The following is a 22,614-nucleotide window of genomic DNA, read 5'->3' as shown; positions in this document are numbered from 1 at the left end:
CGTCCCTTGTTCGGTATCGGGCAGGCACAGTCCTGCCGGCTGGCATTACCCCGGGAGCGGCACAGTGAGCGGCTTCCGTTCCGGCGGCAGCCGTGCCGAGCGGGCGGAGGTCCAGCGGCGTCTTGCCACCGCGCGGCGCGGGGCGGAACTGCTGGACCGCAAGCAGCGCATCCTGCAACGCTCCATTGAAGGCCTGGACGAAAAGGCCGCCGCCGCACGGCAGGCGTGGGAAGAACTTGCCCGCACGGCCGCCCTGTGGCTGCGGCGTGCGGACGCCCTGGACGGAGCCGACCGCCTGGCCGGGGCGGCGCCGTCGGACACTGCGCTCGCCAGCGTGCGGTGGGGCGGGGCAATGGGCATCGCCTACCCCGAGGAGGCCGCCTGTCGGGTGCCTGCGGAACCACCGGCGGGAGGAAGCTCTGCGCTGGCATTCGCCGCGGCGGCGCACCGGGCAGCGCTTGAAGCTGCCGTGTCCGCTGCCGCCAGCGAGCGGGCCCTGCTCCTGGTCTCCGAGGAACTCGCCGCCACGCGCACCCGGCAACGCGCCGTCGAGAACCGGTGGGTGCCGCAGCTGGAGGAACAACTGACCGCCATTGAACGGCGGATTGCCGAACAGGAACTGGAGGAAAGCCTGCGGCTGCGCTGGGCTGCCGGGCTGATGTGAGGGTCCGGGGACTTGTCCGATGTCAGGGTGCCGCTGCCCGGGCCGGATCGAGAAGGCACAAATTACCGCCGGCCCGATCGAAAAGGCACAAATTACCGCCGGCCCGGTCGAAAAGGCACGATTTACCGATTTCCGCCCGAAAACCGGTAAATCGTGCCTTCTCGATTAGCCCGCCCGTTCCCCGGCAGCGTCTGGCGGGCTGACACTGGGTTTTGCCTGCCGGTTCCCCGCTTGACCAAGCCTGCCGGTTCCCCGCGGGGCAAAACCTTCCGCCGTCCGTCTGCGGCTGGGCTACAGTGACCGCATTGATACTTCACACGCCGGCCCGGAAAGCTCCCGGCTCATGCCCACGCACCGGAACGCCCGGCCCGGCCGCACTGATGCACCTCTCCGAACAACCCGACGACGAGGCGCACTGGCCGGCGCCGCCGTCGTCGTCCTGCTGCTGGGCCTGCTCACCCGGTCCGGGCTGCCGGGGATCCTGGGTGATGCGTCCGGCGGCTTCCTCTACGCCGTCCTGATCTACCTCCTGCTGGCCTTTGCCCTGCCCGGGGCACGAAACCTGCGGGTGGCAGCTGCCGCCGTCGTGCTCTGCGTTCTGATCGAGCTGTTCCAGCTCACTGAGTACCCTGCCCGGCTCGGGGAGTTATGGCTGCCGCTGCGCCTGGTGCTGGGCACGACCTTCAACGCGTGGGACCTGCCGGCGTATCTGGCAGGCTCGGCGGCGGCAGGCCTCGCGGACGGGCTGATCGGACGGACCGGGCGCGGGCTGTCCCGCCGGACATAGCCCGGCGGGACACCCCCGGCCCTCGGTTACAGCCGGAAGTCCTCGTCCAGGCGCTCGATGATGGTGACGTTGGCCTGCCCGCCGCCCTCGCACATGGTCTGCAGGCCGAAGCGGCCGCCGGTGCGTTCGAGTTCATGCAGCAGGGTGGTCATGATCCGGGCACCGGTGGCACCGATCGGATGTCCCAGCGCGATACCGCCGCCGTTGACGTTCACCTTTGCCATGTCGACGCCGATTTCCCGCTGCCAGGCCAGCACCACCGAAGCAAAGGCCTCGTTGATCTCGAACAGATCGATGTCCTCCACACTCATTCCGGTGCGCTTCAGCGCGTGCCGGGTGGCCTCGATGGGGGCGCTGAGCATCATCACCGGGTCGTCGCCGCGGGCGGAGATGGAGTGGATGCGTGCCCGCGGTTTAAGACCGTAGCGGCGGACGGCCGCCTCCGATGCCACCAGCAACACCGCGGCGGCGTCGGAAATCTGCGACGACGTTGCCGCGGTCAGGTGCCCGCCCTCGGCCAGCGGGGCCAGGGTGGCGATCTTGGCGCGGTCCGGGTCGCGGGGCCCTTCATCGGCGGTGACGCCGTTCATCGGCAGGATTTCGCGGTCGAAGCGGCCCTGCGCCTGCGCGGCAATGGCCCGGACATGGGACTCGACGGCGAAGTCCTCCATCTCCTCCCGGGTCAGGCCCCACTGCTTCACCATCATTTCCGCGCCGATGAACTGGGAGATCTGCTGGTTACCGTAGCGCTTCTCCCAGCCGACCGAGCCTGCGAACGGATTGGGGAAACCCAGTTCCTTGGCCGCGGTGTTGGCGTAACCGATGGGCACGGAGGACATGCTCTGCACACCGCCGGCAATCACCAGGTCGCTGGTGCCGCTCATGACGGCCTGCGCTGCATAGGAGACGGCCTGCTGGCCGGACCCGCACTGGCGTTCGACGGTAGTTCCGGGCACCCGTTCGGAAAGTCCCGCGGCCAGCCAGGCGGTGCGGGCGATGTCCATGGACTGCGGACCGACCTGGTCGATGGCACCCAGGATCACCTCGTCGTATTCCTCGGAGTCGATCCCGGCCCGCCGGACCGTTTCGGCAATAACGTGGGCGGCGAGGTCGGCGGGGTGGATTGTGTTCAATCCCCCCTTCCGCTTGCCAACGGGCGTGCGGACGGCGTCGATGATGAACGCTTCAGCCATTTCGAGGGCCTTTCGTCGTTGTAAGGCGGGTGGGTTCCCGGGATCCCCCGGGTGTGGCATCCGGTAACACCTGTGCCGTGCACCACAATAGGTGATTCTGCCGCGTGGGTAACCAGACCACCGGTATGTGCCCGGCGCGCGCCGCCGCAGCCCCGGCACCCGCCGCCCGGGCACCCGAACGCCGACGCCGGCACCCTCCGTCCAGGTGCCCGAACACCACCAGCCGCACCCTCCGTCCGGACGGCAGGACGCCAACGGGTAGAATGAAAAAGCTGTGTTCTGAGCAGCCGGCTGCCGGGCACCACGCAGTCCCCCAAGCAGTCCTTACCACCAGAGTCTGAAAGCAGCGGAGTGTCACAACAGGTTTCCACCACCGTCAGCGCCACCGCCACCAAGGAGATCGTTCGGGAGTCCGCACGGCGGCGTACCTTTGCCGTCATCTCCCACCCTGACGCCGGCAAGTCCACGCTCACCGAGGCGCTGGCCCTGCATGCCCGGGTGATCGGCACGGCCGGCGCCACCAACGGCAAGGAAAACCGCCGCGAAACGGTCTCCGACTGGATGCAGATGGAAAAGGACCGCGGCATCTCCATCAGCTCCACGGCCCTGCAGTTCGCCTACCGCGACACCGTGATCAACCTGCTGGACACCCCCGGCCACGCCGACTTCTCCGAAGACACCTACCGCGTGCTGGCCGCCGTGGACTGCGCCGTCATGCTGGTGGACGCCGCCAAGGGCCTGGAAACGCAGACCATGAAGCTCTTCGAAGTCTGCCGTGCCCGCAACCTGCCCATCATCACCGTGATCAACAAGTGGGACCGCCCCGGCCTGGACCCGCTGGCCCTGATGGACGAGATCACCGAACGCACCGGACTGGCCCCCATGCCGCTGACCTGGGCCGTGGGCATCGCCGGCGACTTCCGCGGCGTGTGGGACCTGCAGAAGGACGAATACGTCCACTTTGAACGGCAGAACTCCGGTGCCTCCCTGGCCAAGGAAGAGCATTTCACCCCGGAGCAGGCGCTGGAACGCGAAGGCGACGTGTGGACCGACTCCCTGGACGAGGCCGAGCTGGTCATTGACGGCCGGGAATTCGACCGCGATGCCTTCTTGGCTGCCAAGGCCACGCCCATCCTCTTCTCCTCCGCCGCCCTGAACTTCGGCGTGAAGCAGATCCTGGACGCCCTGGTGGACCTGGCTCCGTCAGCCTCCGCCCGCGAGGACAAGGACGGCGGCCTCCGCCCCGTCGAGGCGCCCTTCTCCGGGTTCGTCTTCAAGGTCCAGGCCGGCATGAACCGCGCCCACCGCGACCACGTGGCTTTCATCCGCGTCTGCTCCGGCATCTTCGAGCGCGGCATGGTGGTCACCCACTCCAACACCGGCAAGACCTTCGCCACCAAGTACGCCCAGCACCTGTTCGGCCGCGAACGCGAAGTGATCGACCAGGCGTACCCGGGCGACGTCGTCGGGCTGGTGAACGCCTCGGCGCTGCGGGTGGGCGACAGCCTGTACGTGGAGGAACCCGTGGAGTACCCGCCCATTCCGTTCTTCTCCCCCGAGCACTTCCGGGTGGCCCGCTCCCAGGATCCGAGCCGCTACAAGCAGTTCCGGCGCGGCATCGACCAGCTGGAGCACGAAGGCATCATCCAGGTGCTGCGCTCTGACCGGCGCGGCGACCAGGCCCCGGTGCTGGCCGCCGTCGGTCCGATGCAGTTCGAGGTGGTCGAGGACCGCATGACGCAGGACTTCAACGCCCCCATGCGTTACGAGCAGCTGTCCTACTCGCTGGCACGGCTCACCACGGCCGACGCCGCGGAAATCCTGTCCAACGTGCACGGCGCCGAGGTCCTGGTACGCACCGACGGCGCGTATGTGGCCGTGTTCAACGATGTCTGGGCGCTACGCCGGGTGGAAAAGAACCACCCCGAGGTGTCCCTGACAGTCATCGGCACCGAGTCCCCCAACAGCCGCGCCTACTAGGACGGCCCCGGGGTTCATCCGGCGGCGGTTTCGCCTCGAAGCCGGACGGCGGCTGGTCACTGACCGGCAGGCGTTGCGGATACGCCGCCCTCCGGGGCAGGGGGCAACCAAGGCCACGGATCCTCCGTGGGCATTTCCCCAATGGCACCCTCCATGCGTTCGGGCGTCCAGTACTCTTCGCCCGGCTCCCCGGGTTCCGGCGTATGGGTCACGGCCAGCCCGTGGTTATCCGGATCCGCCGGAGCAGGATCGGCCGGGATGCCGGTACCCCGGCAGCCCGCCAGCAGCAGCGTTGCTGTCAGGAGCACGCTTGCCCTGATGAGTGCGGTTCCGACCGCCGGCCATCGATGCGACATGCGCACAGACTAGCCTCCGGTGGTGGCTACCGGAATAAGAGCACATCCCGGGCTTTTCCCGGCCCGCTCCCCATCTGCTGAGCACATCCCGGGCCTACTGAGCACATCCCGGGCTTTTCCCGGCCCGCTCCCCATCTGCTGAGCACATCCCGGGCGTTTCCGGACTCCAGTACCCCGCCATCTGCTCAGACGATGGCGCAGGTACCCGGACGACATCTACGGGACCAATGGCAAGCAGGACGTGGAGTGTGACCCCGATCGCAATCCGGCGAGCATAAGAAGTTCTAATGATTAGCACAATATCAGGTAAGCGTTAGGACTTCATGAGTATGCTGGCGGCAACAATTCCGCCAGCCACCCCGGTCTCAAACGGGAAGGCCCTTCGCAGGAAGGCACGCACCATGTCCTCCCCCGTTTTCTCCCCGCTCAACCGTCCCGCCATCGCCGCCGTTCCGGCAGGCTCGGCCCCCGCCCGCACCGAGGCCTGGCAGGCGCTGAAGCAGGCCGCCACCGACCTGCAGCCGCTGCAGAACAAAAACGGCTCCGTGGATTCCGAACACCATGCCAAGGCCGTCGACCTGATCGGGACTATCATCGCCGCCGTGGAGGCGCTGGCTCCCGCCTTCGCGCACGACGCCGAGTACCTCCGGCTCGTCGTGGCCGACTTTGAGCGCTGGGTCGCTGCCGGGCTGGAAAACGAGCCGGACTTCCTCGACTCCCTGCTGGCCTTCCAGCCGCAGCAGCACCGCACCAACGGCCTGTCGCACCTGGTGGTCTTCCCCATGTACACACAGAACGGCAGCTCCAACCGCCTGGTGGAGGCGGTACTCATCGAGGTTATCTGGCCGGAATTCGTTGCCGAGCTGGAAGCCGGAGAGTACTCCAACGGCCTGTTCGTCCCCATCCGCTTCCTCGACTTCACTCCAGGCTACGACACCAACTCCGCCGTGCTCTTCCCCGAAACCGTTGCCGTGCGGGAAACCCCGGCCTTCACCTGGGGCGCCATCTTCGCCGACCGGGAGGCCGCCCGCTTCCGCCGGGTCCTGGCCGCCGCCGCGGACATCACCTCACTCCAGCTGCCTGCCGAGGCCGCCGAGCTGCTGGACAACCAGAAGCTCACCGAGGAAACCTTCATCATGTGGGACCTGATCCACGACCGCACCCACATGCGCGGAGACCTGCCCTTTGACCCGTTCATGATCAAGCAGCGCATGCCCTACTTCCTTTACTCGCTTGAGGAACTGCGCTGCGACCTCACCGCTTTCCGTGAAGCAGTGAAGATCCAGCGCAACGAGGACGCCCCGGAAGAAACCCGCCGGCACGCCCGCCTGGTCCAGTACGCGGTGATCTTTGACCGCATCTTCCGCTTCGCCATCACCGGCAGCCGGGTGTGCAACTATGACGGCCTGGGCGGCCAGCTGCTGTTCGCCTGGATGCACCAGAACCACGTGCTGCACTGGACCGACGGCAAACTCAGCATCGACTGGGAGGAAACCGCCGACGTCGTGGTCCGCCTGGGCGCCGAAATCGAGGAACTGTACTGGCGATCCATCGACCGCCCCAAGACGGCGCACTGGCTGGCGGCGTACGATCTTGTGGCAGGAACGCTGACCCCGCATCCCGCGTCGGTCTGGGCGCAGGGCCCGCAGGCACTGCCGCTGGACGGGCCGCCGCGCGGCCTGACGGACCAGGTGCTCGATGACGAGTTCCCGTTGTCCATGTTCTACGAAGCCCTGTCCAAGAAGATGGCCCCGGTCATCGAATCCACCTCCGGCATCACCGGTGACAACGCAGGAGACGCCACGGCATGAGCACTGAACCCGGCACCGCCCCCGCCGAAGACACCGCCCTGCTGAAGGGCAGGACCGTCCTGGTGTCCGGTGCCGGGAGTGCCTCCGGCACCGCGGTATGCGAGGCACTGGACGCGGCCGGCGCCAAGGTAGTGGCGATCGGCCGTGACGCTGCCCGGCTGGAGAACACCCTCTTCCGGCTGAACCGTGCCGATCTGCGCACCTGCAACCTCGATGACCAGGAGCAGGTGGCCGCCCTGGCCGCCGACATGCAGGAAACCTACGGCGGGATCGACGGGTTGATCCATCTGGTGGGCGGCTGGCGCTCCGGGGCCGGCATCACCTCCCAGGCGGACTCCGACTGGGACTTCCTCGAAACCAACATCCTGCGGACCCTGCGCAACGTCAGCCGCAGCTTCTACGACCAGTTGGAAGCTTCCCCCGACGGACGGCTGGCCATTGTCTCCTCCACGGCGGTGGACGCCCCGACGGCGGCCGGTGCCGGCTACGCTGCGGCGAAGGCGGCCGCCGAGGCCTGGGTGCGGGCCATCGCACAGGGCTTCACCAAGGCCCAGTCCGGGCGGAAGGAAAACCCCGGTCCGCAGCACTCAGCCGCCGTCGTGTTCGTGGTGAAGGCGCTGGTGGATGAGGAGCAACGCAAGGCCTCTCCGGAGCGGAAATTCCCCGGCTACACCGATGTGCGGGACCTCGCCGCCGCCTGCGTCCGGCTTTTCGGCCAGGACGCGGCGCAGATTAACGGACAGCGCATCTCCCTCGCCGAAGGTTCTTCCGGGGCGTGACCCGCGCTACACAAACGTAAGAGATACTAGGAACCGTGACTGACATTCTCCCCCTGCACGACACCACCATTAAGGCTTTCGCCTCCGACAACTACTCCGGGGTCCACCCCGAAATCCTGGCCGCACTGGCCGCCGCCAACCAGGGCCACCAGGTGGCCTACGGCGAAGATGTGTACACCGCGAAACTGCGGGAAGTCATGACGGACCAGTTCGGCAGCCGCATCCGCGCCTTCCCCGTCTTCAACGGCACCGGTGCCAACGTCACTGCCCTGCAGTCGCTGCTGCCCCGCTGGGGTGCGGTGATCTGCCCGACGACGGCGCACATCAACGTTGACGAGAACGGCGCCCCCGAACGCATCGGCGGGATGAAGCTGCTCGGCATCCCCACCGAGGACGGCAAGCTCACCCCTGAGCTGATCGACCGCGAAGCCTGGGGCTGGGGCGACGAGCACCGTGCCCAGCCGCTGGCCGTCTCCATCACCCAGTCCACCGAACTCGGTACCCTCTACACAGTGGAGGAAATCGCCGCGATTGCCGACCACATCCACGCCCGCGGCATGAAGCTGCACATGGACGGCGCCCGGCTGGGCCACGCCGCGGCCAGCCTGGGCGTCTCCTTCAAGGAAATGACCGCCGACGCCGGGGTGGACATCCTGTCCCTGGGCGGCACGAAGAACGGCATGATGTACGGCGAATGCATCATCACCTTCGACCCCGAGGCCTCGCCGGGCCTGGACTACCTGCGCAAGATGAACATGCAGCTGGCCTCCAAGATGCGTTTCATCTCCACGCAGTTCGTCACCCTGTACGGCACGGACCTGTGGCTGCGTTCCGCCACGCACGCCAACACCATGGCGCAGCGGCTGCGTGCCGCCGTCGAGAAGATCGACGGAGTGGAAATCACCCAGCCCACCCAGGCCAATGCGGTCTTCGCCAAGCTGCCCGCCGGCGTTGCCGACCGGCTGCGCGGCGACTTCCGGTTCTACGACTGGGACCAGTCCACCGGTGAGGTGCGCTGGATGTGCACCTTTGATACTTCCGAGGACGACGTCGATGCCTTTGCCGAAGCCATCGCCCGCGAAGTCGCCGCCGACCCGGCGCCGCTGGCCGCGCACTGACCGCCGTTTGTCTGCCGTCCGCCCGGGCCTTCCGGGTGGACGGCAGATAACGAAACGGCCACAGCGGCGAGCCTGCCGCAGCCGGGGTGTTCCGCAGGCCATATTCTGCGGAGGTGAGTGCAATAGGTGACCTGTCCCAGGTGCCCCCGGAATTCCTGACAGCGCTTGGCGCCATGCGCCGTGCCGCGTGCCGCCCGGAACTGAAGCTCGAGGAGATCCCGGCTCCCACCCGCCTCGCCCCCTACGCCGTCTCGCTCGGTGCCGAAGTGCTCGCCCCCGGTCCGGCCGGCCCCACCAGCCTGCACGGACCGGCCGCGCTCCAGATACCCGAGCAGCTGGAACTGGCCACGGGCCGGTTCATCCTGCTGCACGACCCGGCCGGCTCGCCGGTCTGGAACGGCACCTTCCGCATCGTGACCTACATCCGCGCCGAGCTGGAACCGGACATGGGCAATGACCAGTTGCTGGGCTCCGTGGCCTGGACCTGGCTGGTGGAGGCGCTGGAGCAGCACGGAGCCCGCTATTCAATGGCCGGCGGCACCGCCACGCGGGTCCTGTCGGAGAGCTACGGCACCCTGGAGGGGCGCGACGACTCCATCGACATTGAACTGCGCGCCTCCTGGACCCCCGCCGACGCCGATGTGCAGTCCCACCTGGAAGCCTGGTCCGACATGGTCTGCACCTTTGCCGGGTTGCCGCCGCTGCCCGACGGCGTCACTCCGCTTCCCGGCCGTCGCCGCAGCTGAGCCCGGTTCCGGATCGGCGGCGTTTCGCCTCCCCGTGTCGGCGGTCTCCGGCTTCCTCGGTAGAATGGAATCCTTATGACCGCGCACATACCCGGCACCACCGAAAATCGCTCCAGCACCATCCCGGCTGAGGCCGATGACCCTTCGCAGCCGATTCCGGTCCTTGAAACACCCCGGGACGGTGTGCCGCTGGTCATTGATTCCCCCCGCGGGCTGGAACGGGCCGCCGCAGCCCTTGCCGCAGGAACCGGCCCGGCCGCCGTCGACGCTGAACGCGCCTCCGGTTTCCGTTACGGCCAGCGGGCCTTCCTGGTCCAGATCCGCCGTGAAGGTGCCGGCACCTGGCTGATCGACCCGGAAGCCTTTGGGGACCTGCGGATCATCAACGACGCCCTGCGTGGAGTCGAGTGGATCCTGCACGCCGCCACCCAGGACCTGCCGTGCCTCTCGGCGCTGGGCATGTGGCCGGACAAGCTTTTTGATACCGAACTCGCAGCCCGCCTGGCCGGCCTGCCCCGCGTGGGCCTGGCCGCCGTCATCGAAAACCTGCTCGGGTTCTCGCTCGCCAAGGAGCACTCCGCCGCTGACTGGTCCACCCGGCCGCTGCCCGAACCCTGGCTGCGCTACGCGGCGCTCGACGTCGAAGTCCTCGCCGAGCTGCGCGTCGAACTGATCCGGGTGCTCAGCGAGGCCGGGAAACTCGAGCTGGCAGAGGAAGAGTTCGAAGCCATCCGCACCGCTCCGCCGGCGCTGCCCAAGGTCGATCCCTGGCGGCGCACGTCCGGAATGCACCAGCTGCGTGACCGGCGCCAGCTGGCCGCCGTGCGTGAACTGTGGACCGAACGCGAGCACCTGGCGGAACTGCGCGATACTGCACCCGGCCGCCTGATCCCGGACTCGGCCATTGTTGCCGCCGCCCGTGCCATGCCCACCACGGTCCCGCAGCTGCTCAAGACCCCGGGATTCCACGGACGGGCGGCGCAGAAGGAAGCACCCCGCTGGCTGCGCTGCATCTCTGCCGCCCGGTCCACTGCGGATCTGCCGCCGCTGCACATTCCCACGCACGCTCCGCCGCCACCGCGCGTCTGGGTGAAAAACGACCCTGTGGCTGCCGCCCGGCTGCAGACCGCCAAGCCGCGGCTGGCCGCCCTGGCGGAGAAGCTGAACCTTCCCGTGGAGAACCTGCTGACCCCGGATCATCTGCGCCGGCTGGCGTGGCGGCCCCCCGCCGACATTAACCTGGAGACCGTCAGCGCCGCGCTGCGGGAGCTGGGTGCCCGCGAGTGGCAGATCCGGCAGACCGCCGCCGTGCTTACCGTGGCGTTCCTGGATCCCGAGCCCCTGGAAGAGAAGGATCCTGCTCCGGCGGAGGAGCAGGCCGGGGCTTCGCGAACCCGCCGCAGGTAGTACCGGCATCCACGCATTGACAGGGCCGTGTCCCTGCGCTGGACTCGGCGGGTGCCCAGTCGAAACGGAACGCTTGCCCTGGTCCTCGCCGGTCTTCTTTACGCTGCGTTCATCTGGGCGCTTTCCGCCTTTGTGCTCCGGGAGATGCCCTGGTGGCTGGCCGTACTGATGTTTTTACCGGCTTGGCTGTCGTGGATGGACATGGGTCCAAGCGACTCGCGTCATTCCCGCCGGCTCCGGCACTCGCGTGAGATGGCCTGCTATCTCCGGGAAGTTCCCGGCGGCGGCGCGGGACTGTCCGGCCGGTGGCGAAGCGCCGTCGTTGTCCCTTCGCACCAGCAGTTGAGCATCACCGGCCATGCGGCGGACCGGCCGCCGGTCTCCCACCTCACCCGGGACGAACCGATTGACGAAGGCCTGGTGCAGTTGCGGAACGTCGTCGAAGTCGGCCGCCGGGATCCGACACTGCCCGAAGCGCTGCGTTTTGGCCCGAGAACCAGGATCATGCGCTGCCAAGCCGACGACGCCGTGCTGGAAATCGCGGCTCCGGAACACTATCTGCGTGTCGCACTCCGCCTGCTCAAGGATTCTCCACGGGTTCCGTAGGTCCGGCCGGGCCCGGGTCCCGCTTGTCCACAGGTCGGGCCAAGGGTATGGCGGTTCCTGCACGGGGTGGTCTATCGTCGCGGCAGACACGCCGCGGCTGCGGCGCCGCAGCAGAGGGGGCCAGCACATGAGTGACAACGCAACGCTTTACCGGACCCGCATCGCCTGCTCCCCCGCCCGGCTGTGGGAGGAGCTGACAACCACCGGGGTGCCCCGGCGTTGGATGTACGGCTCGGTCCTGACCGGTTCGCTCACAGAGGGCAGCCACTACACCATGAGCCACGAAGGCGAGGACCTGATCACCGGGACTGTCCTCGCGGTGGAGCCGCCGGTGCGGCTGGCTCTGACCTTCAACCCGCAGTGGAACGGCACAGTAGCGGCCGAAGCTCCCGGAGTCCTCGAGTACACCGTGGAAAAGACCGCCGAAGGCTGTGAACTCAGCGTACGGATCACCGGCCTCTACGGCGCCTCCGCTGTGTCCGTGGACCACGACACACCGGGCATCTATGCGGGCCTGAAAGCCATGCTGGAATCATTTCCGGTCGCCTGAAGCGTCGGCGTGCCGGAGGGGTTGGGCGTGCGCGCAGAAGGGAGCCATAATGGCGGATGCCTCTTCCCGTTCCCACCCCCGACCTGCTTCAAGCCGGTCGGTTCGCCCTCCGTATCCTCACAGCAGAAGACTGGCGCCTGGAGCAGGCGCTGTCCATGGACGAAGACGTGATCCGCTGGACGCTGTTCCCGCCCGGCCTCACCGACGAGCTGGCACGGCAGAGGATGGTCCGCCTGGCGGAGGCCCGGGCGCAGGCCTTGGCAGCCCGCTACGCCCTGTGCGATGGCGCCGACATCCTTGGCACCGCCGGGATTTCCTGCACCGTGGACGGCACCCCCGAGCTGATGTACGCGCTGCTTCCGGACGGCCGGGGCCGGGGCGCCGCGACGGCGGCCACCCGCGGCCTGAGTGACTGGGCCCTCACCAACGGCTGCCCGAAGGTGTCGCTGCGGACCATCACCGGGAACATCCTCAGCGAGGCCGTGGCCGAGCGGTCCGGGTTCCGCGCCAAACGGAACGAACGGCAACGGCAACGGGGCATCCTGGTGCGGATGCGGTATTGGATCCGCACCTGAGGACGGACTGTTTGGGAACCGGCTCCCCGCCGGGGCAAAGCAACTTACAGGTCCGGCCGGATGGCGGTTACACCTAGTCGCCGGTGCTGCCGTCCAACAGCTCACGCAGGATGTCCAGGTGCCCGCAGTGCCTGCCGGTCTCCTCAATCATGTGGACCAGCACCCACCGCACGTTCTGCTCTCCGCCGCCCCCGCGGCACCGGTCGTCCAACCCGTAACGCTGCAGCACCTCCCGGGACTGCTCGCAGGCGGCTTCGTAGCCGGCGATGATCTCCGCCAGGCTGTCCTGCTCGCTGACCCGGAACTCTCCGTCGGGGTCCTCGGCGCTCCACCGGGTGCGCACGTCCGGCTGACCGTCCATCCGGCCGCGGAACCAGAACCCCTCCACGTCGGTCAGGTGCTGCACCAATCCGGAGACGGTGGTGAGGGACGGCAGCAGCCGCCGCGCTCCTTCGGCATCGCTGAGCCCCGACGCCTTCATCACCACGGTGGCACGGAAGTAGTCCAGGAATCCGGTCAGAGTTTCCCATTCACCGGCGGTCTCGGGCGGTTCCACCCGCTCATCTGTCTGCATCGCACCAATCTATCCGTCCCGACGGGCGGAGCGCCTGCGGGCGCGCCGCCGTCGTCCGGCTAGGCTGGCCCCGTGACCGACTATGCCTGCTCCTATGCTGCCGCCGACCAGCTGGCGGCAGCCGACGTGCTTGACCTTTACGACTCCGTCGGGTGGACCGCCTACACAGCCAGTCCCGGCACGCTGCTGCGGGCCCTGGCGGGTTCTGCGACTATTGCCGTGGCACACAGCGGCGGGAAGCTCGTGGGGCTGGCACGGGTCATTTCCGACGGCGCCACTATCTGCTATTTGCAGGACATCCTGGTCCATCCCGCCCACCGCCGCTCCGGCGTCGGGCAGGAACTGGCCGCGCTGGTGCTGGCGCCTTACGACGGCGTGCGGCAAAAGGTGCTGCTCACGGACGACGAGCCAGGACAACGTGCTTTCTACGAGGAGCTCGGCTTCGTCCGGTCCACGGAGTTTCCGGGAGCCCCGCTGAACGCCTTCGTCCGCTTCGACTAAGGCCCGCGCCGGGTGCAGCAGCTCCGCGTTTACATAGGCTTCCGAACAGGCTACGGTGGGAAACCCTTGGTTTAGACGCAAGCCATGGGTTCCTCTGTTAGGAAATTCCATGACCCAAAGTCACTTAACCACTGTCGATCTGTATCCCGATTTCACCACCCTGACCACCGGAGCCCTGGAAACGCTTTGCGACCAGGCCTTCACCCAGCTCGAAGACGGCCCCGTTGTTGAAGGCCTGATGGCCTTTTATCTCTCCCTCACTGCGGAGATCGAGGACCGGCTCGCCTTGGAACCCGTCGTCGAAGTACCGGAGGCAACGCCCGCCGCAACAGACGGCGGAGAACCCAGGATTCTGCAGGCGGCGGTCTAACCCGCCGACGTTCAACCAAGAACGCAACAGTCCCGGTCCCCGCATATCAGCGGGGACCGGGACTGTTGGTTTAATCGGTGGCAGTGCGCAGCGGCTAGCGGCGCACCTGGCCCTTGCCCCGGTTTCCGGCAATGCCCTCGGCGACGCCGATCAGCAGCACGGAGGCGATAACGGCAACAATGAACCCGAGGGTATTGAGTTCGAAAATCTCGCCGGTCCCCAACAGGTTGGCAATCACGCCGCCAATAACCGAGCCCACAAGGCCAAGCAGCAGAGTCGCGAAGATTCCGAGATTCTGCTTGCCCGGCTTAATCAGTCGTGCCAGGGCGCCGATAATGAGCCCTGCGATGATGAATCCGATCATGATCCTGGTCCCTTCGTAGTGGTACATGCGACGGAGACCCCGGCGGTGTCCGGGGATTTCCGCGTCCGTTCTGCCATCAATCCTAAGGCGGCCGGCCGGAAATTCCTAAGCGTGCTGTCTATTTGGGGCTGCGAAGGCTATTTGAGCCGGCGGAGGGCCTCCCTGATGGCCTGTGCGGTGGATTCCACCTGGTCGGGCGGTGCGCCGGACCGGGTGCGAAGCTGCAGGGCCTGCCGAAAGTCCGCCAACGCCCAGCCCGGGTGCCCCGCATCGAGCAGTACCTTTCCGCGGTGCTGATGCAGGAACGCCCGGGCAGAATGCACTCCCGGACCCGCACGGAACAGGGTTTCCCCGGTCCGCGCGAGCAACCGCAGCGCCGGCACCACCTCTCCCTTCCAATGCAGCACCTGGGCCAGCCGGATCCCGGGCAGAACGGCCGCCAGGGGCAGGACCCCGCTCGGCGGACGGCCGGGGCCGGCTTCATCCATTGCCGACGTAAACGCTGCCCTGGCGGCGGCTTCTGCTTCCGGCAGCCTGCCCAGGATCCGAAGCCAGGCGATCCGGTCGGCAGCCGAGCCTGCCCCGCAGCTCAGCCATGCCTGCGCCGCGGCGCGGTCCTCCGGCACCTCCCGGAGGGTCAGCGGGTCGATCCGGTAGCGCGGTGCCGCGGGTTCCGTCATCACGGGCGCGGCTGCAGCAGGATCGGGCCCTGCGGCAGCCGCACCGGGGTGCCTGCTACGCAAGGACAGGCTCTCCGTCCCGCACCAGCTGCCAGTTGTTTTGCGCGAAGAGCGCCGGGTCCACGGCACCGCGTGCCACCACGTAGTCGATCAGCAGCTGTCGGATTTCCGTCTGCTGGTTCACCAGGACGGGAGCGGTGCTGATGTACGGGAAGTTGCCTCCCCCGGACTGGCGGTAGTTGTTGGTGGCCACGGCGAACCGCTGCGCCGGTGCCACCGGCGCACCGTTGAAGTTGAGGTTCCGGATCCGCTCCCCCACCGGCCGGGAGATGTCGATGTCGTAGGACACCCCGGTCATGATGTCGTAGATGTAGTCGGGGGTCCCGTCGGCGTTGGTCAGCGCGGCGGGATCAACGGACACGCCCGGAGCGGTCTGCACAAAGTACTTGGCGGAGTACTCCAGATACTCCTTCACCTGGCTGCCCGTCATTTCCACTGCGTAGAGCGTGTTCGGGAAGACGTAGAGCCCGGCGATGTCCCGGATGGTCACCGGCCCGGCAGGGATTTCCGCGGTGCGGCTGAACGGGGCGGCAAGGGAGAGCACAGGCAGTTCCGCGTTAGGTCCGCCGTCGAGCGCCCGGTCCACGGCCTGCGCCTGGACCGTATTGACGAAGTCCATTACGGCGGTGTCCCGGTACCGCGATTCGGCCGCGGGCATCGACTCGGTGGCGGTGCCGATGGGCGTGTTCACGTAGTCGATGACGCGGCGGTGCTGCTCGGCCACGAGCTTGGAGATTTCCGGGTCTGCTGCCGCGGTATTGGCGTTGAGCAGAGCCGACGACGCCGAGGTGACGTTCCACCGGCCTCTCACCTTGGTCAGTTCGAAGTCCATGACGGACAGGCGCATGCCCCAGTTCAGCGGTTCGGTGAGCAGCACCTGCCTGCCGGTGGCTTTGTTGGTGACGAAGCGTTCCGGGATTTCCTGGTGCGCGTGTCCCACCAGTACCGCGTCGATATCGGGCACCGTTTCGGCCAGCTCTGTGGAGGCATTTTCCAGCGGCAGCTCCTCCCCGTAGGAGGAGAGCCCGGACGTGCCCGAGTGCGAGCTGACCACCACGACGTCCGCGCCGCGTTCCTTCATTTCCGGTACGTATTTTTGTGCCTGTTCCACAATGCCGGGGAATTCCAACTGTCCGTCCACATTGTTCTTGTCCCAAATAGCCACGCCCGGATTGGTAAGGCCCAGGATGCCCACCTTCACGGGTTTGTTGCCCTTGGTCCTGACCGTCTTGATGATGTACGGCGTAAATGCCGGCTGGGCGGACGCAGTATCCACGGCGTTGGCCCCGAGCAGCGGGAAGTTCAACTGCTTCTCGAAGCTGCGCAGCATAGGCAGTCCATAATTGAACTCGTGGTTGCCCAATGCCGCGGCGTCGTAGTCCATGGCGTTCATGGCGGCCGCCATGGGGTGGATCTCGCCGGTCTCGGTGATCGGTTCCGTGTTGGCGAAGTAGTCGGTGAGCGAAGTGCCCTGGATGGTGTCTCCCGCGTCAATGAGCAGGGTGGATCCGGTGCCACGGTCCGCACGGACGGAGTTCACCAGGGTGGAAATCTTGGCCAGTCCCACGTCATTGTGGGCGGCGTCGTCATACTCGCCGTCCTTGAAATAATCCCAGTTCTCCACGTACCCGTGCAGGTCCGAGGTGCCCATGACCGTGACGGCTGTCTTTTGGTCCTTGCCCGCGTGATCGGGCGGCACTGCTGCTGCGGGGGTCATCGAAATGAGTGTAACTGCCAAAGCAGTACCGGCTGCGGCGGCTGCCCTGCGGCGGCCGGCTGCGGATACAAACATATACAACTCCTCATAGTCCGTGCGGGTGTCCCCTTAGGCACCCTTACAGCGCATCTGCTGTTTGCGGAAGACCCCCGCGCTAAATACGCACCAGTTATGCCCCACTTTGCATAACGGGGTGTTTTACGGGTTCCCCGGCACGCGAAAACCCATAGTTTATGTGCACCTCACATTCGCACCACGCATTTTTATAAGGGGATCCTTTGACAATCGAACACAGATTTGCGCAGAAGGTAGCGGTGCTGGCGGCCAGCGGTGCCCTTCTGCTGGCGCCGGGAACAGCTGCGGCAGTTGCAGCCCCGGCCGCTGTACCTGCGGCACCGGGAAGCAACGGCGCCGCCCCGGGCGCAGACGGAACGGCCGCAAAGGCCGATGACAGGTCCGATCCGGTTGCCGACGAACGCCGGGAGCTCAACCGGCAGGCCGTGGAGAAAGTAGTCCGCGGCGAAGCCCCGGTCCAGCAGCGCGGCGGGTCGCAATCCGTCCAGGTGGCTCCGGGCCAGTGGGCGGAATACGGTTTGGAGGACAGTGACCAGATCCTCTCCTTCCTCATCGACTTCGGCGACCAGGTGGACCCGCGGTTCCCGGCGTCAACGCCCGGCCCGGTCCACAACGGGATCCCGCAGCCGGACCGCAGTGCGGACAACTCCACCTACTGGCTTCCGGACTTCAGCCGTGAGCACTACATGGACATGTTCTTCGACCCCGAAGGCGAATCGCTGAAGACGCTCTACGAAGAGATGTCCAGCGGCCGCTACACGGTGGGCGGCGACGTCAGCGACTGGGTGACGGTTCCCTACAACTCGGCCAGCTACGGCGAAACCGAAAGCCAGCAGGACATGACCCGGTTCGTCCAGGACGCCGCGGACGCCTGGTATGACGCACAGATTGCCGCCGGCAAGAGCCCCGCGGACATTGACGCCTATCTGGCCGGCTTCGACCAGTGGGACCGCTACGACTACAACAACAACGGCAACTTCGATGAGCCGGACGGTTACATCGACCATTTCCAGGCCATCCACGCAGGCGAGGGTGAGGAGGCGGGGGCCGCGACGTCGGCCATCTGGTCCCACCGCTGGTCCGTAGGCCAGGCCGGCCGCGGCACCGAAGGTCCCGCCAGCAACCCGTTCGGCGGCATCCGGATCGGTGATTCCAAGGTCTGGATCCGTGACTACACCACCGAACCGGAAAACGGCGGATTGGGTGTCTTCGCCCACGAGTACGGCCACGACCTGGGCCTGCCCGACCTGTACGACACAGCCGGCGGCGACAACGGCACCGGGTTCTGGACCCTCATGAGCTCCGGTTCGTGGCTGGGCCGCGGAACCGATTCCATTGGCACCACCCCCAACCACATGGGTGCCTGGGAAAAGCTTCAGCTGGGCTGGCTGGATTACGAGGTAGCCACCGCCGGGCAGAAGTCCACCCACATGCTCGGCCCGTCCTACCACGCCACCAAGAAGCAGCAGGCGCTGGTGGTCAACCTGCCCAAGGACGCCCAGGGCAACGGCCGGTACTACATCGCCGAGAACCGGCAATACGCCGGCTATGACGCCACCCTGCAGACCGGGCCGTACAACTTCGGCTGGGCAGTGAGCGCACCGGACAAGGTGGAGCATTTCCCCTACCAGAACGGTCTGCTGGTCACTTACTGGAACGCCGGACAACGCAACAACAACACGAGCCAGCACCCCGGTGCCGGACTCGTCCTGCCGGTGGATGCACGGGCACAGGCGCTGCGCTGGACCGACGGCACGGTGGCGCGCAACCGCATCCAGAGCTTTGATGCCACCTTCGGCAAGGAAGCCACGGATCCCATCAGCCTCCACCGGGAGACCGCTGCCGGCATGACCACCCTCAACGTGCCGTCCCGGCCCGGGATTGCCGTCTTCGATGACAGCAACCCCAACGCCTACTACGACGCCGCCAATCCGCAGGGCAGCGTAGTGGTCGCCGGGACCGGTACCAAGATCACGGTCGTCCAAAGCAACCCGAAGGGCATGATGACCATCAAGGTCAACTAACCCGGACAGTCACGAAGCGCAGAAGGCGGCGGGTGCCGGAGGACAGTCCTCCGGCACCTGCCGTTTTTTACTGCCCTTCGGCGGCGCCATCCTGCCACAGTTCCTCGCCGTCCTCATCCATCTGCCCGGTGGCGGTCAGTCCAAGGTTGCGGGCGACGGCGGCCGAGGTCCGGTTTTCCGGATGGATATAGGCCGCCACCGCTCCGCCGGTGCGGGCGCGCAGCCAACCGAGCATGCCGGCGGCCGCTTCCGTGGCGATCCCCCTGCCCTGGAACGCTTCGCCGACCACCCAGGCGACATACGCCGTCGGCTGCGTGGCGTTGGTCGCTACGGTGGCCTGAACAAAGCCGACCGGCCCGGTCTGCTCCCGGATAATCCAGTTCAGCCAGGCTTCACTGCCGTCCGGCGAGAACCCGGCCGACTGGGCTGTGTACCGGGCGGTCAGGTCCTGCACGGACGGTGCCGTGCCGCCGATATACCGGTAGATGGCAGTTCCGCCCAGTACCGGAACCATGTCCCCGGCGTGGTGCGCCGCCAGGGGTTCCAAGGCAAGGCGCGGGGTAGTGATGTGCTCCGCCCGCAGTCCCCCGCTCACAGCGGGCCCTGCAGGATCCGCTGGAACAGCACGTGGTCCTGCCACTGCCCGGCAATCTTCAGGTACTGCGGCGCCAGACCGATTCGTTCGAAGCCCTGCCGCTCCAAGACCCGCTGTGACGCTGCGTTCTGCTGAAGTGTCGCCGCCTGGATGCGGTGCAGCCCCAGCCGTTCCCGTGCCGTTTCGACGACGGCGGCGACGGCGGCGGTGCCGATGCCCCGGCCGGCGTACCCGGCATCCACCCAGTAGCCAAGATTGGCGGACAGGAACGGCCCGCGGACTATCCCGGTGAGGGTGACGGTTCCGATGATCCGGTCTCCATCGGCCAGGACCCAGGGCACTTCAGTGCACGCTTCATAAAGCGCCAGCTTGGTGGCAATGGCCGTCTCCTGGCCTGCGGCGGTGAAGTAGGAGTCCTCGCGCAGCGGCTCCCACGGGGCCAGGTAGGCGCGGTTACGGCGGTACGCGTCGGCGAGCGCAGCGGCGTCGGACGCCGCCATCAGCTTCATGCCGACGCCGTGCAGCAGCGTGATGGCGGGAAGCGGGTCGGTAAGCACGCCCCAGCCTAACCCGGTCCGCACGGAAAGCTGACGCAGGCCATCGCCGGCGCTACCAGTAGCCCTGCATCAGTTCCGCCGCCCATTGCGGCTGCACTACCGTTCCCCGCGGCCCGAACTCCGTCATGAACGGTTTGATGTCGAGTACAGGCGTGCCGTCAACGGCGTCCAGTCCGGACACCTTCAGCGACAAGCCATCCACCGAAACGATCCGCACGATCGTGGTTCCGATCCGGTTGGGCCGGTTCTTGCCGCGCTGGCCGAAGATGCCCACCAGCGGCCAGTCGGGGTTGCCGCGGGGCCGGCGGGCGCCGTACTCCACCTTGTCTTCCGGGACCCGGTCGAACAGGAAGACGATTTCGGCGTGGCTGAATCCGTCCACACCCCACAGGGCTTCGTCAGTGAAGACCTCAGGGTCCAGGTCAATGACGGCGGTTTCGCTGTCCCAGACGTCATCACGGACCTCGCTGCGGCTGGAGGATACTTTCCCCACGGCCTTTACCCGGAACTCCATTGTTCTTCCTTCCCCTCTGCCTGCTAATGGGCAGCAGTCTGGCATGCGGCAGCAAGCACGGGGTAATCCGTGACGGCAGCCCTCGGGGCTCCTCCCCGGTCCAGCAATATGAAAAGCTGGATCCATGACGCGCACCGAACGGATACCGGCATGGCTGCGCCGCACCGGCATCGAAGTAGCCGGATGGACCCTTGTTGTCCTGGGACTGGCCGCGCTGGTGCTCCCCGGCCCGGGCCTGCTGATGATCGTCGCCGGGCTGGCCGTCCTGTCCCTGCGCTACGCCTGGGCCCATCGCTGGCTGCATCCTGTCCGGGTGCGTGCCTTCCGGGCCGCGGCGCAGGGGGTTCAGACCTGGCCACGGATTACGGGAACGGTGTGCGGCGCACTGGCAGTAATGGCAGCCGGCGTCGTTTGGGGTATCTGGCGACAGGTACCGAAGTGGTGGCCGCTTCGGGATTCCTGGTGGCTGCCCGGCGGATGGGTCACAGGGACAACCCTGATCGTCTCCGGGTGCATCGGCCTGGCCCTCATCGCCTACAGCTATGTGCGCTTCCGCAGGCCCCGGCGGGCGGGGCCAAGCGGCGACGGCGGTTCCCCACCGGTTAGCTGACGTCCCAGACGAGACGCATCGCCCCTGCCCGGCCGGGCCGTCACCGGAACTGCCGCAGCACTGCTGTCCGGAGGATCGGGACCGCAGCCGTACCGGCCAGGAGGACCCAGAGGCAGAACACGGGCACCATCCCGGCCCACGCAGCGAGGAACCCCGCCAGCAGTGCTGCGGGCGGCATCACCCCAAGCGTAAGGCTGCGCTGGGCGGCCGCCACCGTTGCCAGTTGCCCGGACGGGACCGTCCGCGGGAGGACCTCAGACCCGGCCACGGCTGAGACGGAGATGAGAAAGGACCATAGGAAGAACTCGAGGGCCAGCCACAGCATCTCCGGGCCGGGCAGCCACGTACAGGCTGCGACCAGCAGTACCGCCGGTACGGACAGGAGCGCAGCTCCCGACCGGGTTCCCCTCAGCCCAAACCGCCCGCTGACCCGCGGCGCCGCTGCTGCCCCCAGGACCGCCCCGACTGCGGCAAAAACACCCAGCACGGCGTACAACGCGGGCGCAAGGGCAAGATCGCGGAGCACGTAGACGGGCAGGACGGTGTTGCCCACCATGGCCGCCGCGTTGGTCAGACAGGCACTGAGTGTCAGCGCCCGCAGCGCCGGCGAATGCCGCAGCAGGGCAAAGCCCTGCCGTCCGGGTCCCCGCCGTCGCCTCTGTCCTTCCCGGGCACCCTGCGCGGTGCCCGCGGTGTCCCCCTGACCTGCTTCCGGCAATGACTCCCCGCCCACACTGCGCGGCAGGCCCAATTGGAACAGCCGGGAGAGGGCGTAGGCTGCTGCCGTCACCGCCAGGACCAGCGGCATCCCCAGCAGGGCAAGGCCGGCCCCGGCGCCCGCCGCCGCTCCGGCCGACGTCGCCTGACCGGTAATCGCCAGGCGTGAATATGCATGCTTGAGTCCCCGCCCGCCGGCCACAACGGGAATCAATGTGGTCTGCGCCGTGGTGAACACTACGTCCGCCACCCCGATAAGGAGAGCCGCTCCGGCAAGCAACGGCGCCGACAGCCACCCGTTAAACGCAGCCGCGGCCAGTGCGACGAGCACCAGGCAGCGCAGCAGTGAGGCGGCACCCATGGCGGTGCCCGGCCGTCTGCGTCGATCCACCAAGGTTCCGATCGGGACGCCCAGGAGCACAAACGCGGCAATGCCGACGGCGTTCAGTGCCCCCACGAATCCCGGCCCCATCCCCAACACCGCCACCGCCAGGATAGGAAGGACGGTACGCGTCACTGCGTCACCCACACCCTCGGCAGCGGCAGTGCACAGAAGGAACCGGAAGCCCCGCCCCCCGGATGCGGGGGCCGGCCCGGATGGATCAGTGGTGGGGGCCTGCTTCACCATCCGGGCGCCACCCGCCGTATCGCCGGACCTCTGCTCTGCCATCATTGAAACCTTCC

At 67.3% G+C, this 22,614-nt stretch carries 25 protein-coding genes; 15 read left to right on the top strand and 10 right to left on the bottom strand.

Features of this window, described 5'->3' with window-relative positions; all coding sequences use genetic code 11:
* Positions 1 to 64 precede the first annotated feature (64 nt).
* Both AC5RUF_RS00680 and AC5RUF_RS00675 read left to right on the top strand, forming a co-directional pair.
* Positions 65 to 664, top strand: a complete 600-nt coding sequence (locus AC5RUF_RS00680; RefSeq protein WP_494129373.1) for a V-type ATP synthase subunit D — start codon at positions 65 to 67, stop codon at positions 662 to 664.
* A 343-nt stretch (positions 665 to 1,007) separates the two neighbouring features.
* A complete protein-coding gene (locus AC5RUF_RS00675) occupies positions 1,008 to 1,451 on the top strand; it encodes a ribosomal maturation YjgA family protein (protein WP_494129372.1) in 444 nt (147 codons plus the stop codon).
* Positions 1,452 to 1,477: 26 nt separating this feature from the next.
* On the opposite strand, the gene AC5RUF_RS00670 is transcribed toward AC5RUF_RS00675, so the two are convergent.
* Positions 1,478 to 2,644, bottom strand: coding sequence for an acetyl-CoA C-acetyltransferase (locus AC5RUF_RS00670; protein ID WP_494129371.1), 1,167 nt, complete (start codon positions 2,642 to 2,644; stop codon positions 1,478 to 1,480).
* Positions 2,645 to 2,995: 351 nt separating this feature from the next.
* Here AC5RUF_RS00670 and AC5RUF_RS00665 point away from each other — a divergent pair, with 351 nt between their 5' ends.
* Entirely contained in the window at positions 2,996 to 4,624 is a 1,629-nt protein-coding gene (locus tag AC5RUF_RS00665; RefSeq protein ID WP_494129370.1) for a peptide chain release factor 3, read from the top strand.
* A gap of 56 nt (positions 4,625 to 4,680) precedes the next feature.
* Here AC5RUF_RS00665 and AC5RUF_RS00660 read toward each other — a convergent pair whose 3' ends face one another.
* On the bottom strand, positions 4,681 to 4,980 hold the full coding sequence (locus AC5RUF_RS00660) for a hypothetical protein (protein ID WP_494129369.1): 300 nt from the start codon (positions 4,978 to 4,980) through the stop codon (positions 4,681 to 4,683).
* Positions 4,981 to 5,381: 401 nt separating this feature from the next.
* Between AC5RUF_RS00660 and AC5RUF_RS00655 the strand changes: the two genes are divergently transcribed.
* The 8 genes from AC5RUF_RS00655 (at position 5,382) to AC5RUF_RS00620 (ending at position 12,572) form a co-directional block, all read left to right on the top strand.
* The gene (locus AC5RUF_RS00655) at positions 5,382 to 6,791 is read left to right on the top strand and encodes a DUF6421 family protein (RefSeq protein ID WP_494129368.1); all 1,410 of its coding nucleotides are present in this window, start codon (positions 5,382 to 5,384) and stop codon (positions 6,789 to 6,791) included.
* Complete coding sequence (locus tag AC5RUF_RS00650; protein ID WP_494129367.1) at positions 6,788 to 7,570, top strand: SDR family NAD(P)-dependent oxidoreductase; 783 nt, start codon at positions 6,788 to 6,790, stop codon at positions 7,568 to 7,570. The genes AC5RUF_RS00655 and AC5RUF_RS00650 overlap by 4 nt, the downstream gene beginning before the upstream one ends.
* 35 nt (positions 7,571 to 7,605) lie before the next feature.
* Entirely contained in the window at positions 7,606 to 8,688 is a 1,083-nt protein-coding gene (locus AC5RUF_RS00645) for a threonine aldolase family protein (protein WP_494129366.1), read from the top strand.
* A 122-nt stretch (positions 8,689 to 8,810) separates the two neighbouring features.
* Complete coding sequence (locus tag AC5RUF_RS00640; RefSeq protein WP_493997968.1) at positions 8,811 to 9,434, top strand: DUF3000 domain-containing protein; 624 nt, start codon at positions 8,811 to 8,813, stop codon at positions 9,432 to 9,434.
* Between the two features lie 75 nt (positions 9,435 to 9,509).
* Complete coding sequence (locus AC5RUF_RS00635; protein WP_494129365.1) at positions 9,510 to 10,841, top strand: HRDC domain-containing protein; 1,332 nt, start codon at positions 9,510 to 9,512, stop codon at positions 10,839 to 10,841.
* Positions 10,842 to 10,892: 51 nt separating this feature from the next.
* Entirely contained in the window at positions 10,893 to 11,447 is a 555-nt protein-coding gene (locus AC5RUF_RS00630; RefSeq protein WP_493997965.1) for a hypothetical protein, read from the top strand.
* A gap of 127 nt (positions 11,448 to 11,574) precedes the next feature.
* Positions 11,575 to 11,997 carry an SRPBCC domain-containing protein gene (locus AC5RUF_RS00625; RefSeq protein WP_494129364.1) on the top strand — a complete coding sequence of 141 codons (423 nt, stop codon included), beginning with the start codon at positions 11,575 to 11,577 and terminating at the stop codon, positions 11,995 to 11,997.
* A gap of 56 nt (positions 11,998 to 12,053) precedes the next feature.
* Entirely contained in the window at positions 12,054 to 12,572 is a 519-nt protein-coding gene (locus AC5RUF_RS00620) for a GNAT family N-acetyltransferase (protein ID WP_494129363.1), read from the top strand.
* 73 nt (positions 12,573 to 12,645) lie between these two features.
* On the opposite strand, the gene AC5RUF_RS00615 is transcribed toward AC5RUF_RS00620, so the two are convergent.
* Positions 12,646 to 13,146, bottom strand: a complete 501-nt coding sequence (locus AC5RUF_RS00615; protein WP_493998359.1) for a DinB family protein — start codon at positions 13,144 to 13,146, stop codon at positions 12,646 to 12,648.
* Positions 13,147 to 13,218: 72 nt separating this feature from the next.
* On the opposite strand from AC5RUF_RS00615, the gene AC5RUF_RS00610 reads away from it, so the two are divergent.
* Positions 13,219 to 13,647 (top strand): GNAT family N-acetyltransferase, encoded by a 429-nt coding sequence (locus AC5RUF_RS00610; protein ID WP_493998358.1) that lies wholly within the window; start codon positions 13,219 to 13,221, stop codon positions 13,645 to 13,647.
* A 109-nt stretch (positions 13,648 to 13,756) separates the two neighbouring features.
* Complete coding sequence (locus AC5RUF_RS00605) at positions 13,757 to 14,017, top strand: hypothetical protein (RefSeq protein WP_493998357.1); 261 nt, start codon at positions 13,757 to 13,759, stop codon at positions 14,015 to 14,017.
* Positions 14,018 to 14,111: 94 nt separating this feature from the next.
* Here AC5RUF_RS00605 and AC5RUF_RS00600 read toward each other — a convergent pair whose 3' ends face one another.
* The 3 genes from AC5RUF_RS00600 to AC5RUF_RS00590 all read right to left on the bottom strand — a co-directional run bounded on the left by AC5RUF_RS00600 (position 14,112) and on the right by AC5RUF_RS00590 (position 16,913).
* Positions 14,112 to 14,408, bottom strand: a complete 297-nt coding sequence (locus AC5RUF_RS00600; protein WP_494129362.1) for a GlsB/YeaQ/YmgE family stress response membrane protein — start codon at positions 14,406 to 14,408, stop codon at positions 14,112 to 14,114.
* 110 nt (positions 14,409 to 14,518) lie between these two features.
* Positions 14,519 to 15,124 carry a hypothetical protein gene (locus AC5RUF_RS00595; RefSeq protein WP_494129361.1) on the bottom strand — a complete coding sequence of 202 codons (606 nt, stop codon included), beginning with the start codon at positions 15,122 to 15,124 and terminating at the stop codon, positions 14,519 to 14,521.
* Positions 15,117 to 16,913, bottom strand: a complete 1,797-nt coding sequence (locus AC5RUF_RS00590; RefSeq protein ID WP_494129360.1) for a bifunctional metallophosphatase/5'-nucleotidase — start codon at positions 16,911 to 16,913, stop codon at positions 15,117 to 15,119. Before AC5RUF_RS00590 ends, AC5RUF_RS00595 begins: the two co-directional genes overlap by 8 nt.
* 203 nt (positions 16,914 to 17,116) lie before the next feature.
* Here AC5RUF_RS00590 and AC5RUF_RS00585 point away from each other — a divergent pair, with 203 nt between their 5' ends.
* Positions 17,117 to 18,937 (top strand): immune inhibitor A domain-containing protein, encoded by a 1,821-nt coding sequence (locus AC5RUF_RS00585; protein WP_493997099.1) that lies wholly within the window; start codon positions 17,117 to 17,119, stop codon positions 18,935 to 18,937.
* Between the two features lie 67 nt (positions 18,938 to 19,004).
* Here the strand turns inward: AC5RUF_RS00585 and AC5RUF_RS00580 are convergent, their stop codons facing one another.
* The 3 genes from AC5RUF_RS00580 to AC5RUF_RS00570 all read right to left on the bottom strand — a co-directional run bounded on the left by AC5RUF_RS00580 (position 19,005) and on the right by AC5RUF_RS00570 (position 20,603).
* On the bottom strand, positions 19,005 to 19,532 hold the full coding sequence (locus AC5RUF_RS00580) for a GNAT family N-acetyltransferase (protein ID WP_493997098.1): 528 nt from the start codon (positions 19,530 to 19,532) through the stop codon (positions 19,005 to 19,007).
* Entirely contained in the window at positions 19,529 to 20,041 is a 513-nt protein-coding gene (locus AC5RUF_RS00575) for a GNAT family N-acetyltransferase (protein WP_494129440.1), read from the bottom strand. The genes AC5RUF_RS00580 and AC5RUF_RS00575 overlap by 4 nt, the downstream gene beginning before the upstream one ends.
* Positions 20,042 to 20,141: 100 nt before the next feature.
* Positions 20,142 to 20,603 carry an SAM-dependent methyltransferase gene (locus AC5RUF_RS00570; RefSeq protein WP_493997097.1) on the bottom strand — a complete coding sequence of 154 codons (462 nt, stop codon included), beginning with the start codon at positions 20,601 to 20,603 and terminating at the stop codon, positions 20,142 to 20,144.
* A 124-nt stretch (positions 20,604 to 20,727) separates the two neighbouring features.
* Between AC5RUF_RS00570 and AC5RUF_RS00565 the strand changes: the two genes are divergently transcribed.
* Positions 20,728 to 21,213, top strand: coding sequence for a PGPGW domain-containing protein (locus AC5RUF_RS00565; RefSeq protein WP_493997096.1), 486 nt, complete (start codon positions 20,728 to 20,730; stop codon positions 21,211 to 21,213).
* Positions 21,214 to 21,253: 40 nt separating this feature from the next.
* Here the strand turns inward: AC5RUF_RS00565 and AC5RUF_RS00560 are convergent, their stop codons facing one another.
* Complete coding sequence (locus AC5RUF_RS00560; RefSeq protein WP_494129359.1) at positions 21,254 to 22,600, bottom strand: MFS transporter; 1,347 nt, start codon at positions 22,598 to 22,600, stop codon at positions 21,254 to 21,256.
* Positions 22,601 to 22,614: the final 14 nt, after the last annotated feature.

It is taken from the genome of Arthrobacter sp. Y3224198, assembly GCF_059090025.1.
This window is presented reverse-complemented; position numbering and strand designations above follow the sequence as displayed.

Bases quoted from the DNA above. Each gene is read 5' to 3' on its own strand.
- AC5RUF_RS00600 (WP_494129362.1), bottom strand. From the start codon at position 14,408: ATGTACCACTACGAAGGGACCAGGATCATGATCGGATTCATCATCGCA.
- AC5RUF_RS00660 (WP_494129369.1), bottom strand. From the start codon at position 4,980: ATGTCGCATCGATGGCCGGCGGTCGGAACCGCACTCATCAGGGCAAGC.
- AC5RUF_RS00590 (WP_494129360.1), bottom strand. From the start codon at position 16,913: ATGTTTGTATCCGCAGCCGGCCGCCGCAGGGCAGCCGCCGCAGCCGGT.
- AC5RUF_RS00615 (WP_493998359.1), bottom strand. From the start codon at position 13,146: ATGCAGACAGATGAGCGGGTGGAACCGCCCGAGACCGCCGGTGAATGG.
- AC5RUF_RS00575 (WP_494129440.1), bottom strand. From the start codon at position 20,041: ATGAAGCTGATGGCGGCGTCCGACGCCGCTGCGCTCGCCGACGCGTAC.
- AC5RUF_RS00675 (WP_494129372.1), top strand. From the start codon at position 1,008: ATGCCCACGCACCGGAACGCCCGGCCCGGCCGCACTGATGCACCTCTC.
- AC5RUF_RS00620 (WP_494129363.1), top strand. From the start codon at position 12,054: ATGCCTCTTCCCGTTCCCACCCCCGACCTGCTTCAAGCCGGTCGGTTC.
- AC5RUF_RS00635 (WP_494129365.1), top strand. From the start codon at position 9,510: ATGACCGCGCACATACCCGGCACCACCGAAAATCGCTCCAGCACCATC.
- AC5RUF_RS00655 (WP_494129368.1), top strand. From the start codon at position 5,382: ATGTCCTCCCCCGTTTTCTCCCCGCTCAACCGTCCCGCCATCGCCGCC.
- AC5RUF_RS00670 (WP_494129371.1), bottom strand. From the start codon at position 2,644: ATGGCTGAAGCGTTCATCATCGACGCCGTCCGCACGCCCGTTGGCAAG.
- AC5RUF_RS00605 (WP_493998357.1), top strand. From the start codon at position 13,757: ATGACCCAAAGTCACTTAACCACTGTCGATCTGTATCCCGATTTCACC.
- AC5RUF_RS00560 (WP_494129359.1), bottom strand. From the start codon at position 22,600: ATGGCAGAGCAGAGGTCCGGCGATACGGCGGGTGGCGCCCGGATGGTG.
- AC5RUF_RS00565 (WP_493997096.1), top strand. From the start codon at position 20,728: ATGACGCGCACCGAACGGATACCGGCATGGCTGCGCCGCACCGGCATC.
- AC5RUF_RS00625 (WP_494129364.1), top strand. From the start codon at position 11,575: ATGAGTGACAACGCAACGCTTTACCGGACCCGCATCGCCTGCTCCCCC.
- AC5RUF_RS00650 (WP_494129367.1), top strand. From the start codon at position 6,788: ATGAGCACTGAACCCGGCACCGCCCCCGCCGAAGACACCGCCCTGCTG.
- AC5RUF_RS00570 (WP_493997097.1), bottom strand. From the start codon at position 20,603: ATGGAGTTCCGGGTAAAGGCCGTGGGGAAAGTATCCTCCAGCCGCAGC.